Source organism: Stenotrophomonas sp. AS1 (assembly GCF_048957655.1).
Classification (GTDB): Bacteria; Pseudomonadota; Gammaproteobacteria; order Xanthomonadales; family Xanthomonadaceae; genus Stenotrophomonas; species Stenotrophomonas bentonitica_A.
Map to the genome: position 1 here is coordinate 54,556 of NZ_JARVXM010000010.1, position 17,910 is coordinate 72,465.

Genomic DNA, 17,910 nt, shown 5'->3' on the forward strand with positions numbered 1-17,910 from the left:
TGGCGGCAGTCCATAGACCACAATAACTACAGAGGAAGTCTGGTCATGTACGCAGTACTGGTAACCGGCGGTAAGCAATACCGCGTGGCGCAGGGCGAAACGCTCCGCGTTGAAAAGCTCGAAGTCGAAGTCGGCAACGAGATCAAGTTCGACAACATCCTGATGCTGGGCGACAGCGATGGCATCAAGCTGGGCGACGCGCTGAGCGGCGCTTCGGTCACCGCCAAGGTCGTGTCCCAGGGTCGTGCCGACAAGGTCCGGATCATCAAGTTCCGTCGCCGTAAGCACCACATGAAGCGCCAGGGTCACCGTCAGTACTACACCGAAATCGAGATCACCGGCATTGCCGGTGGCAGCAAGTAATAAGGAGAAGCAGTCATGGCACATAAGAAGGGCGTAGGCTCATCGCGCAACGGTCGCGACTCCAACCCGAAATACCTCGGCGTCAAGATCTTCGGTGGCCAGGCCATCGACGCCGGCAACATCATCGTGCGTCAGCGCGGCACCCAGTTCCACCCGGGTACCGGCGTTGGCCTCGGCCGTGACCACACCCTGTTCGCGCTCGTCGACGGCAAGGTGGAGTTCTCGGTCAAGGGCCCGAAGAAGCGTCGTACCGTCAGCGTCGTCGCCGAAGCCTGATCTTCAGCGGTACGCAGGCGCCCACGCCACGGCGTGGGGTCGCTGACGAAAGCCCCGCTTCGGCGGGGTTTTTCGTTGGTATCGAATATCGGGCGGGACATTTCCCGCCGCCGGCCCTGGATCGTACCGGGGCCGTTAGACTCTGCGGTGGGGTGCACCTCGCGCCCGCCGCCTCCAGATTGGCATCCAGAATCATGAAACTTGTAGACGAAGCAGAAATCCAGGTGATCGCCGGCAATGGCGGCAACGGCTGCATCGGTTTCCGTCGCGAGAAGTTCATTCCGCTGGGCGGGCCGGACGGTGGCGACGGCGGTAATGGCGGCAGCGTGTGGATCCGCGCCGACGAGAACCTCAACACCCTGGTCGACTTCCGCCATGACCGCATCTTCAAGGCGCAGCGCGGCGAGAACGGCATGGGCCGCCAGGCCTACGGCAAGGGCGGCGAAGACCTGGTCATCACCGTGCCGGTCGGCACCGTGATCATGAACGTCAGCACCGATGAAGTGATCGGCGACCTGACCGGCCATGGTGACCGCCTGCTGGTCGCCAAGGGCGGCCGCGGCGGCCTGGGCAACATGCATTTCAAGAGCTCCACCAACCGCTCGCCGCGCCAGGCGCTGCCGGGCGAAGAGGGTGAAGAGCGCCTGCTCAAGCTCGAACTGAAGCTGCTGGCCGACGTGGGCCTGCTGGGCTTCCCGAACGCCGGCAAGAGCACGCTGATCCGCGCCGTGTCCGCTGCGACGCCGAAGGTTGCGGATTACCCGTTCACCACGCTGTACCCCAATCTGGGCGTCGTGCGCGTGGAGAACTACCGCAGCTTCGTGATCGCCGATATTCCCGGCCTGATCGAAGGCGCGGCCGATGGTGCCGGCCTGGGCGCGCAGTTCCTGCGCCACCTGCAGCGCACCCGCCTGCTGCTGCACCTCGTGGACATCTCCCCGATGGAAGGTGGCGTGGAAGGTGTCTCGCCGATCGAGCAGGTCCGGGCGATCGAGCGCGAGCTGGAAAAGCACGACCCGGAGCTGCTGAACAAGCCGCGCTGGCTGGTGCTGAACAAGGCCGACCTGATGTTCGAGGACGAGGCCAAGGCTGCCGCCGAGAAGATCATCGCCGAGCTGGGCTGGACCCAGCCGTGGTACCTGGTCTCGGCGCTGGGCCGTGAAGGCACCTGGCCGATCATGAACAACATCATGGCCTTCTTCGATCGCCAGAAGGAAGACGAGGCGCAAGCGCGCGATGCGTACTGAGCGCACCCGCGCGCCCCTGAGAAACCCGGCTCCGGCCGGGTTTTTCTGTGGTGCCGCCGTCGCCGCCAGCCGCGCTGGACGTCGCGGATCGCAGGCAACAAAAAACCCGGCCGGGGCCGGGCTTTTCTCTGCGGCTGGATCGAAGCCACGCGTGGCGTGGCTCTACGACACCCGCAGCGCCGTATCAGGCGGCCTTGATGGCCTTGATGCGCGCGGTCAGGCGGCTCTTGTGGCGAGCAGCCTTGTTCTTGTGGATCAGACCACGCGAGCTGAAACGGTCGAGGATCGGCTGGGCAACAGCGAAGGCTGCCTCGGCGCCGGCGGCGTCATTGGCATCCAGAGCCTTGATCACCTTCTTGACAGCGGTGCGCAGCATCGAACGCTGAGCCGTATTGCGCGCGTTGCGCACGACGGTCTGCTTGGCGCGCTTCTTGGCGGACTTGATATTGGCCACAGTGGTGGTTTCCTGAAAAATCGGTGTAATGGGAACAGCAAGCTGGAAAGTATGATGGCTCGAAAAATGTACGTCAAGTCAATTGTCAAGAGGGAACACGGGTGAGTTCACCAAGGATGTTGCGGGGCCTGCTGTCTTTCAGCAGCATGACCATGATTTCGCGGGTGTTGGGGCTGGTTCGCGACCTGGTCATCACCACCACGTTCGGCACCAATGCGGTGACCGACGCCTTCTGGGTCGCCTTCCGGGTGCCCAATTTCCTGCGCCGCCTGTTCGCCGAGGGCTCGTTCGCCACCGCCTTCGTCCCGGTGTTCACGGAAGTGAAGGAAACCCGCTCCCACGCCGAACTGCGCGAGCTGATGTCGCGGGTGGCCGGCACCCTGGGCGGGGTCCTGCTGCTGGTCACCGCGCTGGCGCTGATCTTCGCGCCCCAGCTGGCGACCCTGTTCTCCAGCGGGGTGGATACCGACCCGGCCAAGCATGGCCTGCTGGTGGACCTGTTCCGGCTGACCTTCCCGTTCCTGCTGTTCGTCTCGCTGACCGCCCTGGCGGGCGGGGCGCTCAACAGCTTCCAGAAGTTCGCGATGCCGGCGCTGACCCCGGTCATCCTCAACCTGTGCATGATCGCCGGTGCGCTGTGGCTGGCCCCGCGGCTGGGTGGTACGCCGGAGAAGCAGATCCTGGCACTGGGCTGGGCGGTGCTGGCGGCCGGGCTGCTGCAGCTGCTGTTCCAGCTGCCCTCGCTGAAAGGGATCAACCTGCTGACCCTGCCGCGCTGGGGCTGGCGGCATCCGGGCGTGCGCAAGGTGCTGACCCTGATGGTGCCGACCCTGTTCGGTTCTTCGATCGCGCAGATCAACCTGCTGCTCGATACCGTGATCGCCGCCAAGCTGACCGACGGCTCGCAGTCCTGGCTGTCGCTGGCCGATCGCTTCCTGGAGCTGCCGCTGGGCGTGTTCGGGGTGGCGCTGGGCACGGTGATCCTGCCGGCGCTGGCCCGCCACCATGTGAGCACCGACAAGGCCGGCTTCTCCAGCGCGCTGGACTGGGGCCTGCGCACGACCCTGCTGATCGCCGTTCCGGCCATGCTGGGCCTGCTGCTGCTGGCCGAGCCGCTGATCGCCACGGTCTTCCAGTACGGGCGTTTCACCGCCTTCGATACCCGGATGACCGCGCTGTCGGTGTACGGCCTGAGCTTCGCGCTGCCGGCGTTCGCGCTGCTCAAGGTGGTCCTGCCGGCCTTCTACGCCCGCCAGGACACCCGTACCCCGGTCCGCGCCGGCGTGGCCGCGCTGGTGGCCAACATGGTGTTCAACTTCATTCTGCTGGCCGTGCTGTACCAGGTGATGGTGCCCGACGCGCTCAAGGCGCAGGGCGTGTGGGTCGCGCTGGGCAAGCAGCCGGGCCTGCACCTGGCGCTGGGCATTGCCAGCGCGCTGTCCAGTTATCTGAACCTGGGCCTGCTCTGGTACTGGCTGGGCAAGACCGATGTGTATCAGCCCAAGCCGGGCTGGGGCGGCTATGTCACCAAGCTGGGGCTGGCCTGCGTGGCCATGGTGGCGGTGCTGCTGGCCCTGCGTTACGGGATGGCGGACTTCACCGGCATGGACAAATGGCACCGGATCGGCAACCTCGCGCTGCTGGTCGGCGGCGGTGGCCTGACCTACCTGGTGGCCCTGATCGCGATGGGCTTCCGCCCGCGCCACCTGCGGGAGCATTGATCCGGGGGCAGCCCGGCTATACTTCATGGCTATCTCTTGCAAAGCATCGGCCCTGGTGGGCCGCATTCCACGTAGATGAGCAGGCTGTTTAGAAGCGTCGAAGGCGGGCAGTTGTTCCCGCACGGAAGCGTGGTCTGCATCGGCGCATTCGACGGCCTGCACCTGGGTCATCGTGCGTTGGTGCGCCACGCCGTTTCGCGCGCGCGCGCGCTGGGCGTGGCCGCCGTGGCGGTGGCTTTCGAGCCGCTGCCGCGCGAGTACTTCGCCCAGGGCGAGCCGCCGCCGCGCTTGACCCTGGCCCGTGACAAGGTCGCGATGCTGCGCGAGTTGGGCGTCGATGCGATCGGCCTGCTGCGCTTCGACGCGCGCATGGCCGCGATGCAGGCCGAGGATTTCGTCGAGCAGCTGCTGGTGCACCGGCTGAGCGCGCGCGAGGTGTGGATCGGGCCGGAGTTCTGCTTCGGCAACCGCCGCCGCGGCGATCTGGCCCTGCTGCAGGCGATGGGCCGCGAGCGTGGCTTCAGTGCCGACGAGATCGAACCGGTGGATCTGCACGGTGAGCGCATCTCCAGCACCCGCATCCGTCAGTTGCTGCGCGCCGGTGATTTCAGCCACGCCGGCGATCTGCTGGGCAGGCCGTATACGATTGGGGGCAGGGTAGTGCGCGGCCGCCAGTTGGGCCGTACGCTGGGGTTCCCGACCGCCAACCTGCGCTTCCCGAAGACGCCGGCGCTGTCGGGGATCTATGCCACCTGGGTCCACGGCGTGTTCGACCAGCCGTGGCCCTCGGTCTCCAGCTTCGGTACGCGTCCCACCGTGGATGGCGTGGAGCCGCTGCTGGAGGCGCACCTGTTTGATTTCCAGGGCGACCTGTACGGTCGCCACATCGATGTCGAATTCGTCGCCAAGTTGCGCGACGAAGAAAAGTTCCACGATCTGGCCGCGTTGACCGACCAGATGCACCGTGACGCCGAACAGGCCCGTCACATCCTTTCCGAACACAGATTGCGAGCCACTGCGTGAGCCAGGACTACAAAGCCACCCTTCATCTGCCGGCAACCGAATTCCCGATGCGCGGCGACCTGCCCAAGCGCGAGCCGGGCATTCTGTCGCGCTGGGAGGACGAGGGCCTTTACGCCCGCCTGCGCGACAACGCGCAGGGCCGCCCGCTGTTCGTGCTGCACGACGGCCCGCCCTACGCCAATGGCCAGATCCATCTGGGCCACGCGGTCAACAAGATCCTCAAGGACATCATCGTCAAGTCGCGCTACCTGGCCGGCTTCGATGCGCCCTACGTCCCGGGCTGGGATTGCCATGGCCTGCCGATCGAGATCGCGGTCGAGAAGAAGTGGGGCAAGGTCGGCGTCAAGCTCGATGCGGTCGCGTTCCGCCAGAAGTGCCGCGAGTTCGCCGAAGAGCAGATCGAACTGCAGCGCCGCGACTTCAAGCGCCTGGGTGTGATCGGCGATTGGGACAACCCGTACAAAACGCTGAGCTTCGATTTCGAGGCCAACGAGATCCGCGCGCTGTCCAAGGTCTTCGCCAACGGTCACATCGTGCGCGGCGCCAAGCCGGTGCACTGGTGCTTCGACTGTGGCTCGGCGCTGGCCGAAGCCGAGATCGAATACCAGGACAAGACCTCCCCGGCGATCGACGTGGCCTACGTGTCGCGTGATTCGCAGCAGCTGGCCGAGCGCTTCGGCGTGACGCTGCCGGCCGATGTCGAGGTGGCGGTGCCGATCTGGACCACCACCCCGTGGACGCTGCCGGCCTCGCTGGCGGTGTCCCTCGGTGCGGAGATCGAGTACGTGCTGGCCGAAGGCCCGGCCCACCACGGCAAGCGCCGTTGGCTGGTGCTGGCCGCCGCGCTGGCCGAGCGTTCGCTGCAGCGCTATGGCGTGGACGGCCTGGTCGTGCACGGCCGTGCCACCGGCGCCGCGCTGGAAAACCTGCTGCTGGCCCATCCGTTCTATCCGCAGCGCGACATCCCGCTGCTCAACGGCGAGCACGTCTCCGACGAAGACGGTACCGGTGCGGTGCATACCGCCCCGGGCCATGGCCAGGAAGACTTCGTGGTCAGCCAGCAGTACGGGCTGATGGACAAGTACAACGCCGGCCAGATCAATCCGGTCGACGGCCGTGGCGTGTACCTGTCCTCGACCCCGCCGGCCGGCGATGTCGAGCTGGCCGGCGTGCACCTGTGGAAGGCGCAGCCGCTGATCGTCGATGTGTTGCGTGCGTCCGGTGCGCTGCTGGCGTATGTCGAGATCGTGCACAGTTACCCGCACTGCTGGCGCCACAAGACCCCGGTCGTGTTCCGTGCCACCCCGCAGTGGTTCATCTCGATGGACAAGGCCAACCTGCGCAGCGATGCGATGGCCGCGATCGACAACGTCGGCTGGTTCCCGAGCTGGGGCAAGGCGCGCATCGGCTCGATGGTCGATGGCCGCCCGGACTGGTGCATCAGCCGCCAACGCACCTGGGGCGTGCCGATCGCGCTGTTCACCCATCGTGAAACCGGTGAGCCGCACCCGCGTACCGTCGAGCTGATGCAGCAGGTCGCCGACCGCGTGCAGGCCGAAGGCATCGACGTGTGGTACTCCCTGGACAGCGCCGAGCTGCTGGGCGATGAAGCGCCGCAGTACGAGAAGGTCACCGACATCCTCGATGTCTGGTTCGACTCGGGCGTGACCCATGAAGGCGTGCTGCTGGCGCGTGGCTTCGGCAAGCCGGCCGATCTGTACCTGGAAGGCTCGGACCAGCACCGCGGCTGGTTCCAGTCCTCTCTGCTGACCGGCGTGGCCATCGACAAGCAGGCCCCGTACAAGCAGTGCCTCACCCACGGCTTCACCGTGGATGAGAAGGGCCGCAAGATGTCCAAGTCACTGGGCAACGGCATCGAGCCGCAGGACATCATGAAGACCCTCGGCGCGGACATCCTGCGCCTGTGGATCGCCTCGGCCGACTACAGCAACGAAATGTCGCTGTCGCAGGAAATCCTCAAGCGCAACGCGGATGCCTACCGGCGCCTGCGCAACACCGCGCGCTTCCTGCTCGGCAACCTGGACGGCTTCGACCCGGCCCAGCATCGGGTGGCCCCGGCCGACATGGTCGCGCTGGACCGCTGGATCGTGCATCGCGCCTTCGAGGTGCAGGAGAAGATCAAGGCGGCGTACACCGGCTACAACATGGCCGAGATCGTGCAGCTGCTGCTGAACTTCTGCAGCGTGGATCTGGGCTCGGTGTATCTGGATGTCACCAAGGACCGCCTGTACACCATGCCGGTGGACTCGCGCGGCCGCCGCTCGGCGCAGACCGCGATGTACCACATCGCCGAAGCGTTCACGCGCTGGATCGCGCCGATCCTGAGCTTCACCGCCGATGAGCTGTGGGGGTACCTGCCGGGCGAGCGCAAGGAGAACGTGCTGTTCGCCACGTGGTACGAGGGCCTGGCTCCGTTGCCGGCCGATGCACCGCTCAACGCGGCCGATTTCGACCAGCTGCTGGCCCTGCGCGAGCAGGTCGCCAAGGTGCTTGAGCCGATGCGCGCCAATGGTGCGATCGGTGCGGCGCTGGAAGCGGAGATCACCGTCGCCGCGGATGGCGAGACCGCCGCGCGCTGGCAGCCGCTGGCCGAGGAGCTGCGCTTCCTGCTGATCAGCGGTGACGTGCAGGTACGCCCGGCGACCACCGATGAGGTGTTCGTCAGCGCCCAGCCGACCGGCAAGCAGAAGTGCGTGCGCTGCTGGCATTACCGCGCCGATGTGGGCTCGGTCGCTGCGCATCCGGAACTGTGTGGCCGCTGCGTGACCAACATCGATGGGGCCGGCGAAGACCGGCGGTGGTTCTGATGGCCGCCGCCCGTCCGCGTCCGAACGCGCTGATCTGGCTGCTGCTCTCGGCGGCGATCATCATCGCCGACCAGTGGAGCAAGGCCTGGGTGCTGTCCAGCCTGCCCGAGTACGAGCCGGTGGTGGTCATCGAGGGCTTCTGGAACTGGTTCCGCACCTATAACACCGGTGCGGCATTCAGCTTCCTGAGCGATGCCGGTGGCTGGCAGCTGTGGTTCTTCACCGCGCTGGCGGTGGGTATCAGCGGCCTGATGGCCTACTGGATGTGGGGCACCGCTCGCGGCGCCTGGCGCAGCGCCGTGCCTTACGCGCTGGTGATTGGCGGGGCGATCGGCAACGTGATCGACCGCCTCATGCACGGTCACGTGGTCGATTTCATCCAGTGGCATATCGGGGACCATTACTGGCCCTCGTTCAATATCGCTGATTCGGCGATCGTGGTCGGCGCGGTGGGTATCGCCCTGTTCGGCCTGTTCGACGGCAAGGCTGCCAAAAAAGCGGGATAATTCCCTCCTGTATCCGTAACAACCCGGCTCACGCCGGCCGGAGTATCTGACCGATGGATGTGTTGCTCGCCAATCCGCGTGGTTTCTGTGCCGGTGTCGATCGTGCGATCGAGATCGTCAAGCGCGCGATCGAGACCCTGGGTGCGCCGATCTACGTGCGCCACGAGGTCGTGCACAACCGGTTCGTGGTTGATGACCTCAAGGCCCGCGGCGCGATCTTCGTCGAGGAGCTCGACGAAGTGCCGGACGACAACACGGTGATCTTCAGTGCCCACGGCGTTTCCCAGGCCGTGCGCCAGGAAGCCGACCGACGTGGCCTGAAGGTGTTCGACGCGACCTGCCCGCTGGTCACCAAGGTGCACCTGGAAGTGGCGCGTCACTGCCGTGCCGGCCGCGACGTGGTGCTGATCGGCCACGCCGGGCACCCGGAAGTGGAAGGCACGATGGGGCAGTGGAGCCGCGAGCGCGGCACCGGCCAGATCTACCTGGTGGAAGACGTGGAGGACGTCGCCACGCTGGTCATCGACCAGCCGGAGAACTTCGCCTACACCACCCAGACCACGCTGTCGGTGGATGACACCCGCGGCATCATCGACGCCCTGCGCACCCGCTTCCCGGCGATGCAGGGCCCGAAGAACGACGACATCTGCTACGCCACGCAGAACCGCCAGGACGCCGTGCGCGACCTGGCCAAGCGTTGCGACCTGGTGCTGGTGGTCGGCTCGCCGAACAGCTCCAACTCCAACCGCCTGAGTGAACTGGCGCGCCGTGATGGCGTGGAGTCCTACCTGATCGACGGTGCCGACGAGATTGATCCGGCCTGGGTCGCCGGCAAGAAGCACATCGGCCTGACCGCCGGTGCCTCGGCCCCGCAGGTGCTGGTGGATGGCGTGATCGCGCGGCTGAAGGAACTCGGTGCCACCGGCGTCGGCGAACTGGACGGTGAGCCGGAATCGATGGTGTTCGCACTGCCGAAGGAACTGCGCCTGCGACTGGTCGACTGACCAGGCATCGCGACGCCACGCATGCCGTGGCGCTGCCCCGGTAGTGCCGGCCGCTGGCCGGCAGCACACCTCGGTTGGCCCTGATCCCATCCGGCAGACAGAACGTCACCGCACTCGGCTGTGCCAATCATGGCCGCAACGCGACGCATGACCTTTGGCCATGGGGCAGGGCGGTAACGCAGGGCTAGGATCGAGGCTTCCCCCGCTGGAGCCTGCCTGATGAAGATGCGTGCCATTGCCCTGTCCGTGTTGCTGGCCGTGTCCGCCACCGGCGTGCAGGCGCAGACACCGCCGCCGCAGGACGTGGCCTTCCCCGGGCTGCTGCGCATCGACGTGGACGCACGTGACATCGGCCGACGGATCTTCAAGGTCAAGGCCACGGTGCCGGCCAGACCCGGCCCACTGACCCTGCTGTACCCGCAGTGGTTGCCCGGGGCACATTCACCGAGTGGCCCGATCGACAAGCTCGCCGGCCTGGTCGTCACCGCCAATGGCAAGCCACTGCGGTGGACGCGTGATCAGTACGACGTCTATGCCTTCACCGTGGAGGTGCCGCAGGGCGCCAGCGAAGTGGTGGCCGAGTTCAAGTTCCTCTCTTCGCAGGGCAACCAGGGCCGCGTGGTGATGACCCCGGACATGCTCAATCTGCAGTGGAATGCCAATTCGCTGTATCCGGCCGGGGTGATCACCCGCAACATCCAGGCGCAGGCCACCGTCACTCTGCCGCCGGGCTGGTCATATGCCACCGCGCTGGATACCGAGCGCCGCGAGGGTGACACGGTGGTGTTCAAGCCGATCAGCTACGACCACCTGGTCGACTCGCCGCTGTTCGCCGGGCGCCACTTCCAGCGCTTCGACCTGGACCCCGGCGCGAAGGTGCCGGTGCACCTGAACGTCTTCGCCGATGAGGCCAGATCGCTGGCCGCCAAGCCCGAGCAGATCCAGGCGCACCGCGCGCTGGTGCAGCAGATGTACAAGCTCTACGGCGCACGCCACTTCGACCGCTACGAGTTCCTGCTTGCGCTGACCGACAAGCTCGGTGGCATCGGCCTGGAGCATCAGCGCTCCAGCGAGAACAGCGGTGACACGGGTTACTTCACCGAGTGGGACAAGACCTGGCTGGGCCGCGATCTGCTGCCGCACGAGTTCAACCACTCCTGGAACGGCAAGTACCGTCGTGGCGCCGATCTGACCACCGCCAACTTCAACGTGCCCATGGGCGACAGCCTGCTGTGGTTGTATGAAGGCCAGACCCAGTTCTGGGGCCAGGTGCTGGCCGCGCGTTCCGGGCTGTGGAGCCAGCAGCAGACCCGTGACGTGCTGGCCAATGTGGCGGGCACCTACGATCGTGGTCGCCCGGGCCTGGCCTGGCGCAACCTGCAGGACACCACCAACGACCCGACCATCGCCCAGCGCCGCGCATTGGCCTTCCGCAACTACCAGATGAGCGAGGACTACTACTCCGGCGGCCAGATGGTCTGGCTGGAGGTGGAGGGCAAGCTGCGCGCGCTGACGGGTAACAAGCGCGGCCTGGACGACTTCGCCAAGGCGTTCTTCGGCATGAACGACGGCGACTGGAATGTAAATCCCTACACCTTCGACGAGGTGGTGAGCACGCTCAACGGCGTGGCGCCGTTCGACTGGGCCAGCTTCCTGCGCGAGCGCCTGGACGGGCATGGTCCGCTCACCGGGGGCCTGGAAGCGGCTGGCTGGAAACTGGTGTACACCGATACACCGAACGAGGCGTTCAAGGCACAGGAAGCCCGCGGCAAGAACAGCAACCTGCTCTACTCCATCGGAATGTCGGTCAGCGAATCCGGCTACATCGGCGATGTGCTGTGGGACAGCCCGGCCTTCAATGCCGGCCTGACCCCCGGCATGAGCGTGGTCGCGCTCAATGGCCGGGTGTTCAAGGCCGAGCAGTTGAAGGAGGCGATCACCGCAGCCAAGACCGACAAGGCGCCGCTGACGCTGCTGGTGAAGAGCTTCGACCGCATCGATACGGTCACGCTGGATTACCACGATGGGCTGAAGTACCCGTCGCTGGAGCGCATCGCAGGCAAGCCGGATCGACTGGCGGAGTTGTGGAAGGCGCGGTGAGTGCGCTGCGTGGAGGCCGCCGGATCAGTCTGCGGTCTCCACCTCCTCTGCACTGTTGCATACCCGCTTCGGCGCGCACAGCCGATCCAGCAGGGCCAGCGTGACGCCATTGCTCCAGCCGAAACCGTCCTGCAGCGGGTACTCGCCGCCACCGCCGCCGGTGGCCGAACCGTCCACCACATATTTCTCCACCAGCTTGCCCTCGCGGTCATACACCGTCTGCACCGTGCGCAGGAAGCGCGTGCCGATCCGGCGGGCGAGGGTGTCCTGCCCATAGCGCTGCAACCCGTCCACCGCGACCCACTGCAACGGTGCCCAGCCATTCGGGGCATCCCATTGCTGACCGGTCGCCACGGTGGTGGTCAGCAGCCCGCCATCGCGGAGCAGCTGCGAATCGACTGCCTGGGCGGTACGGCGTGCCTGTGTGCGCCCGGCGACGTCCAGCCACAAGGGAAACAACGCCGCCGCGGTCAGGGCAGGGCGGGTTTGGCCACGCTCCAGATCGCGATCCACGTACCAGCCTTGCTGGTCATCCCAGAGCAGCTGGTTGATGGCGTGCTGACGTGCCTTCGCCAGTCGGGTGAAGGCGCGCGCAGCGCTGCGATCGCCGGCCGCCCTGCTTGCGCGGGCTACGGTCGCTTCCAGATGGAACAGCAGGCTGTTCAGATCCACCGGCACGATCGCGGTGGTGTGGATGCTCGCCAATGCAGACGGCTCGGCGAGCCAGCGCGAGCTGAAATCCCAGCCGGACTCCGCGCCGGCGCGCAGATCGCGATAGATCTCTGAGGGCGTGCGCTGCGGCGCCTGCGCAGCCGTGGCCAGGTCGTCCATCCAGGACTCGGTGCGCGGCACCGCGCGGTCGTCCCAATAGCGGTTGAGCAGCTGGCCATCGGCCAGCCTGACCACCCGCTCGCGTGCCTCGCCCGTTGCCAGGCTTTCCGCGCCGCGCATCCAGAACGCATGCTCGATGCGCAACTGCGGCAGGTAACGGCGGTAAGCCTCATCGCCTTCATGCGTGGCGAGCAGATCCACCATCAGGCTGAAGAAGGGGGGTTGCGAGCGGCTCAGGTAGTAGCTGCGGTTGCCGTTGGGAACATGGCCGTAGCTGTCGAGCTGGAACGCGAAGTTGTCCACCATGTCGCGCACCTGCTGCCAGCGGCCACTGGAGGCCAGCCCGAGCAGGGTGAAGTAGCTGTCCCAGTAGTACACCTCGCGGAAGCGACCGCCGGGCACCACGTAGGGCCTGGGCAGCGGCAGCAGCGAGCCGTTCGGATCCACCGTGTCGGTGGTGCGGGTCAGCACGGGCCACAGCCCCTCGATGTGCGCGCGCAGCGTCTCGCCCGCGGGCGGCACGTAGGGCTGGGTGTCGCCGGGCACGGTGAAGTGCTCGGAGGCGAAACCGGCGAGGTCGAACCCGGGCTGCGTCCTGGCGCGCTGCCAATCGGTCAGGACGGTCGCCGCCGGCTGGCGGGGCACCGCATCGGCGAAGGTCTTCTGATCCTTGAACAGGTGCGCGCCCTGGACCTGCTGGAACAGGGGCTGCCACTGCTGGTCCGGGGGCGGCGGCGCCGACACCGTGCCTTGTGCCTGCGCGGCGGCGCTCAACAACAGGGATGACAGCAGCAGGCCCGCCAGGCGGGAACAGGGGCGCATGGGATGCCTCCGGAAGTGGGGAGCCCACTGTAGGGGCCGGCGCGTCAAGGGCTGGTGCGGCGGCAGCGGGTCGTGCCGGGGCATTGGGGCATGGGCGCTTCCATGGTGGAGCGCTTCCCTGATTGACCAAAGTGGTCGACACCCCCTAGAATTCACGACCTCGCCGGAATAGCTCAGTTGGTAGAGCGGCGCATTCGTAATGCGTAGGTCGTAGGTTCGATTCCTATTTCCGGCACCAGTTACAGCAGAAAGCCCCGGCCTCGGTCGGGGCTTTTTGTTTGTGGCGATACGGCCGTTGGTAGCGCCGGCCGCTGGCCGGCCACCCAGTAGTGCCAGCCCATGGCTGGCAGCCCAGAATTTCCGAGCCGCGCGACCTACGCGCCCCAGCGGCTTCCCAGACGCTTAGGTCCTGGCACCGTTCCTGACCTGGAAACCGCAGCCGCCCAGTCCTGTGCTATGAATCCCCGGCCTTGTTGATCCGGTGGCGGCGTATGAACAGCCCGTGGGACAGTTCATTCGATATCCTTATGCCAACGGGAATCCTTACAATTTCAAGGATCCGGACGGAAGGCAGAGCCGGCCGCGTTCGGTCTATGAGACGGATTGGACCAAGCCTGAAACTAGGCAGGCATTCCGCGATGCTGCCTCGATGGTTGCAGATTTCACCCCCATCGTTGGCGACGCGAAAGGTGCCATTGAGGCAGTCCGCAACGTGGTCGCGGCTACCACCGGCCTCGTTCCGATCATTGGAGATACCGGAAAATCGGTCCTTAAGCACGGGGACGAGGCCGCACAACTGGGTAAGAAGTTGGCAATCGAGCAGCAGATGGCTGAGTTGGCGGGTGGGGGGGCACAGTGACGTACGGTCCGACTACGAAGCAGCCACTGCGACAGAATGAGCGTCTTGCTGCCCAGCACGGAGGTGAAGCCGTCAGATATCAGAAAGTCTGCAGTTCGTCCTATAAAGCTGCAGATGGCGGGCATGTGGAAACGCATGCGTTCCGCAATTCTGAGACTGGTCATAGCATCGAGCCAAAAACTGTGATCAATCCATAGGTGAGTGTCGTAAGAAAGTACGGGCGTTGAGAATCGGCATGGATGTGTCGTCTTCGTTCGGTACAGATCGGCGGAGGGAATTCCCGATCAACGTTGGGCATGAGTACCTTTTGTGCACGGTTGCCTGCATCTTCGAGAAGGGTGAATACCATGGTTTGACTCTCTACGGAGTCGAAGATGAGTTCGGACGATTGATTCCTGTCCGTTCAGGGTTGTTCGAAATCACCGTTCCCAGAGCTTCACGCTTTTGGGTGGTCACCAGTGACGAAGGATCGTTCTATATGCGGCCACGTGAGTTCGTATGCAACGTGTATTTTTCAGACGACATCCATGAGGATCTCCCTGGAGCACGAGCGACGCTTCAGGAGATCAAGGCTCGCCTTGAGGCCGAAAGCTTCGAATAGTTGATGCAGGTCCGGACTTCCTCATTGCGTAGGTCGTAGGTTCGATTCCTATTTCCGGCACCAGATACAGCAGAAAGCCCCGGCCTTGGTCGGGGCTTTTTGTTTGGGCATTGACTCGGGTGGGGGTAGGGCAGGCCCGGGCTCCGCAGAATTATCGGATTAATCTGATTCACATTCAGGCCGGGGCCTGCTATCAAGGGGGCGGGTGCGAAGGGGAATTCGTACCGGCTCCAACGACTGCACTGTCGTCTTTGGTCAAATGTCAGGGACGGGTGAAGCTGTGTCCGGAATCGAGGTTCCAGATCGCCAACGGACGGAGGATTCTTCAATCATTGCGCGCCTCCCGCTCTTGGGGGCATACGTAGGGAGGGGGAAGCATGCAGGAAAGACGGGTGCCTGGGACTGCCAGCACGTACAAGTCCCGTAAAAGAGGTGCCTTAAAGGCGCGTGTCCGCAGCTGGATCCTCCTTGTCTCAGCTACCTGTGGCATGACCGCCTTTCACGCACAAGGGCAGGAGTTTCCCAGTTATGCCGAGTCGATCAAGGTTGGAAGTACGGTTGCCCCTCTTGACCAGAATGCCTTCGGCGAGCGCTTGGACAAATACAAGGGGGACCTGTCCTTTCATCAGACCGATCTGGTTCTAAAAGGCACCGGGCCGGATATCGTCATTGGCAGAACCTATGAGCTGGGACGCTATCGAAAAGGCGATGGCCCCCTGGGTTTTGCGGACTGGTCGCCGTCCATACCCCACATGCTCACAAGGGGAAGCGCGGAAAAGCCCTGGCGTGTGGTCCAGCAGGACGCGTTGAAGCGCTGCACTTTCTTCTCCGCAAGTGGGCCGGTCATTCCCATCCCTGTGAGGGAATGGTGGGAAGGATACGAACTCGTGGACGAGCTGGGGCGAGTGCAGATGCCGATGCGCCGGGATCCCAACAATCCGGTGGCGCCCTCAAACAATCCGGCAGGCCATCCCGTTGTGACCCAGTCGGGCTGGCAGGCGAGTTGCCTGTCGCAGACATCAAATGGGCAGGAGGGTGAGGGTTTCAGCTTCTTGTCTCCAGCGGGTAACCGCTATCGGTTGGATCGTCTCCTGGTCTCCCGCCGATCGCAGGTCTACATCCTCGAGAGAGATCCGGCGCCGCCTGTACGCGCACGCGTAAGCACGCTCGCCATGGTTGCCAGTCGAATCGAAGATCGCTTCGGGAATTTTGTCGACTACAACTATGACGGCGACAGACTGATCTCGATAAGCGGCAGCGATGGACGTCTGGTCACGTTCGAATGGAAGGACGATGTCATAACTGCGATGAATGCCAATGGTCGTGTGTGGACCTACAGCTATGCCATCGAGGGGACATCTACCATCTCCCAGTTCAAGACCCTGAAATCGGTGACCCAGCCGGATGGAAGCCGTTACAGCTTCGATCTGGGCTCGTTCTACTCCCTGGTTGCGCCGCCGCCACCCACGGAATGCGCACCCCCTGATACTTCGGCCATCAATCGGCCCGTACAGGCATCGATGGCCGGACCCTCGGGCCTGTCCGCGACGTATCTGCTGAATGTTGCCCGTCGTGGGCGGTCCAACGTCCCCTACGAATGTGTTCCCGCAAGCGCGATGAGCGAAGAGCACGTGGTGACCCCTTCCGCCTATGACGTGTATGCGCTGAGTTCAAGAAGGTATTCCGGTCCGGGTGTGAACCAGACGTGGCAATACGCCTATGGAGCTCCCAATCCCAGCTGGACTCATCAGTGCGCTGGGGGCTGTATCCGAACTGTGCAGACGACCGAAACGCTGCCGGGCGGCCGCTGGGTGCGCAGCACCTTCAGTAACGAATGGGGAGCGTACGAGGGCAAGCTGGTGGCGGTCGAGGACGGAGGCGCTGGGGCCACGCTTCCCACCAGAACGACTCGGTACCATTACGCTCCGTCCAGCGGAAATGCTTATCCTGCGGTGCTCGGCGCTGTGCCTGCCAGCTCCCCGTGGGCGTCAAATTTCACTCCGCTGAGCAGCCTTACGCCGGTTCACCAGGTAGACATCGAACTGGATGGTGATTGGTACCGTTCCACTTTCGGGGGCTACAACGTGTTTGCCCAGCCCTCGTTCCGGTCCGATCTGGATTCCACAGGCGGAGGGCGCACTCTGGATTTCGCGCCCGTGAACAACGTGCAGCACTGGGTGCTGGATCTGCCGGGAAGAACATCTCTGGCTGGGAGCGCGGTTGCTTCCGAGCAGGTGACCTACGACGACAAGGCCCGTCCCGTATCGGTAAGCATCTTTGGCCGCATCGACCGCACCGCCGAGTATTGGCCCGACGGAAATCTGCGCAGAGTCGTGGACGGCAGGGGCAATGCGACACTCCTTTCGGAGTGGTACCGGGGAGCGCCGCGCCAAACCGTCTTCGCCGACGGTACCTCCCAGCGTGCCGACGTCGATGCTAATGGCTGGATCACCTCTGTGGTCGATGAGGCCAGCAACAAGACATGCTACGCATTTGATCGCATGGGCCGGATAAGTGGCATCACTTTTCCGGCCGCCACGGCAGGGCTTTGCGACGGCAGCATCAGCAATCCGGTGGCAGTGGCATTCGGACCGGTTGGTAGCGCGGAGCATGGACTTGCTGCAGGGCATTGGCGAAGGACGGAGACACGAGGCAATGCAGTCAACGAACAGTTCTTCGATGCCTTGTGGCAGCCGGTTCTTTCAACCCGGCGCGACAATGGGCGTGCGGACTCTGTTGCCTGGATTCGGCGCAGTTATGACGAAGCGGGAAGAACTACGTTCGAGTCCTATCCCACGCGAACACCGGACGGCACGGCGTCAGGTGTATGGACCGAATTTGACGCGGTGGGACGCGTGAGTTCGACATCCCAGGACAGTGAACTTGGACTGCTGACCACAGTCACGACCTACCAGGCCGGCAACTCGGCGCTGACACGGCTCCCTGATGGGCAGGTCACAGCCTATCGATTCGACGGTTACGGTGCTCCGGTGAAAGAGCTTCCTGCCGTCATTGATCGTCCCGAATCCGCCAGGACGTCCATCCAGCGCGACGCGTGGGGCAAGCCCTTGAGCATTGAAAGGAGCCAGCGATGAGCCCTACTGGACCGATTCGGCAATCGTGCTTCGTCTGGCGCCGGGGGCTGCGTGCTGCGGTACTCGTGGTATCGCTTTTGTTGTGCGTATCAGCATTCGCCGCCCCGCCACGATGTGAGGATGGGAGCCGGCCACATCCAACCAAAGGTTGCCCGGAAGACTACGAGCCGCTACCAGGGT

Annotated in this window: 14 protein-coding genes and 1 tRNA gene; 13 read left to right on the top strand and 2 right to left on the bottom strand. The window is 64.7% G+C overall.

Features of this window, described 5'->3' with window-relative positions; translation table 11 throughout:
- Window positions 1-45: 45 nt before the first annotated feature.
- From rplU to obgE, 3 genes are all read left to right on the top strand, one after another.
- On the top strand, window positions 46-363 hold the full coding sequence (rplU, locus tag PV764_RS19200) for a 50S ribosomal protein L21 (RefSeq protein WP_019184518.1): 318 nt from the start codon (window positions 46-48) through the stop codon (window positions 361-363).
- A 15-nt stretch (window positions 364-378) separates the two neighbouring features.
- Window positions 379-639: a 50S ribosomal protein L27 gene (gene rpmA, locus PV764_RS19205; RefSeq protein ID WP_019184517.1), complete on the top strand. Its 261-nt coding sequence runs from the start codon at window positions 379-381 to the stop codon at window positions 637-639.
- A gap of 194 nt (window positions 640-833) precedes the next feature.
- Complete coding sequence (gene obgE / locus PV764_RS19210) at window positions 834-1,886, top strand: GTPase ObgE (RefSeq protein ID WP_046272194.1); 1,053 nt, start codon at window positions 834-836, stop codon at window positions 1,884-1,886.
- 184 nt (window positions 1,887-2,070) lie between these two features.
- Here the strand turns inward: obgE and rpsT are convergent, their stop codons facing one another.
- Window positions 2,071-2,340, bottom strand: a complete 270-nt coding sequence (gene rpsT / locus PV764_RS19215) for a 30S ribosomal protein S20 (protein WP_019184515.1) — start codon at window positions 2,338-2,340, stop codon at window positions 2,071-2,073.
- 116 nt (window positions 2,341-2,456) lie between these two features.
- On the opposite strand from rpsT, the gene murJ reads away from it, so the two are divergent.
- The 6 genes from murJ (at window position 2,457) to PV764_RS19245 (ending at window position 11,522) form a co-directional block, all read left to right on the top strand.
- Window positions 2,457-4,061: a murein biosynthesis integral membrane protein MurJ gene (gene murJ / locus PV764_RS19220; protein ID WP_026069993.1), complete on the top strand. Its 1,605-nt coding sequence runs from the start codon at window positions 2,457-2,459 to the stop codon at window positions 4,059-4,061.
- A gap of 75 nt (window positions 4,062-4,136) precedes the next feature.
- Window positions 4,137-5,084, top strand: a complete 948-nt coding sequence (locus PV764_RS19225) for a bifunctional riboflavin kinase/FAD synthetase (RefSeq protein ID WP_019184513.1) — start codon at window positions 4,137-4,139, stop codon at window positions 5,082-5,084.
- A complete protein-coding gene (gene ileS, locus PV764_RS19230; RefSeq protein WP_421117306.1) occupies window positions 5,081-7,912 on the top strand; it encodes an isoleucine--tRNA ligase in 2,832 nt (943 codons plus the stop codon). The genes PV764_RS19225 and ileS overlap by 4 nt, the downstream gene beginning before the upstream one ends.
- Window positions 7,912-8,418 carry a signal peptidase II gene (gene lspA / locus PV764_RS19235; protein WP_070426864.1) on the top strand — a complete coding sequence of 169 codons (507 nt, stop codon included), beginning with the start codon at window positions 7,912-7,914 and terminating at the stop codon, window positions 8,416-8,418. Before ileS ends, lspA begins: the two co-directional genes overlap by 1 nt.
- Before the next feature lie 53 nt (window positions 8,419-8,471).
- The gene (ispH, locus tag PV764_RS19240; protein ID WP_284128217.1) at window positions 8,472-9,422 is read left to right on the top strand and encodes a 4-hydroxy-3-methylbut-2-enyl diphosphate reductase; all 951 of its coding nucleotides are present in this window, start codon (window positions 8,472-8,474) and stop codon (window positions 9,420-9,422) included.
- A gap of 219 nt (window positions 9,423-9,641) precedes the next feature.
- On the top strand, window positions 9,642-11,522 hold the full coding sequence (locus PV764_RS19245) for a M61 family metallopeptidase (RefSeq protein WP_421117307.1): 1,881 nt from the start codon (window positions 9,642-9,644) through the stop codon (window positions 11,520-11,522).
- A 24-nt stretch (window positions 11,523-11,546) separates the two neighbouring features.
- Here PV764_RS19245 and treA read toward each other — a convergent pair whose 3' ends face one another.
- Complete coding sequence (gene treA, locus PV764_RS19250) at window positions 11,547-13,175, bottom strand: alpha,alpha-trehalase TreA (protein WP_421117308.1); 1,629 nt, start codon at window positions 13,173-13,175, stop codon at window positions 11,547-11,549.
- A gap of 162 nt (window positions 13,176-13,337) precedes the next feature.
- On the opposite strand from treA, the gene PV764_RS19255 reads away from it, so the two are divergent.
- The 4 genes from PV764_RS19255 (at window position 13,338) to PV764_RS19270 (ending at window position 17,730) form a co-directional block, all read left to right on the top strand.
- Window positions 13,338-13,413, top strand: a tRNA-Thr gene (locus PV764_RS19255).
- 264 nt (window positions 13,414-13,677) lie between these two features.
- Window positions 13,678-14,034 (top strand): hypothetical protein, encoded by a 357-nt coding sequence (locus tag PV764_RS19260; protein WP_421117309.1) that lies wholly within the window; start codon window positions 13,678-13,680, stop codon window positions 14,032-14,034.
- Between the two features lie 235 nt (window positions 14,035-14,269).
- Window positions 14,270-14,635 (top strand): hypothetical protein, encoded by a 366-nt coding sequence (locus tag PV764_RS19265; protein ID WP_421117310.1) that lies wholly within the window; start codon window positions 14,270-14,272, stop codon window positions 14,633-14,635.
- A gap of 488 nt (window positions 14,636-15,123) precedes the next feature.
- Window positions 15,124-17,730: a hypothetical protein gene (locus PV764_RS19270; protein ID WP_421117311.1), complete on the top strand. Its 2,607-nt coding sequence runs from the start codon at window positions 15,124-15,126 to the stop codon at window positions 17,728-17,730.
- Window positions 17,731-17,910: the final 180 nt, after the last annotated feature.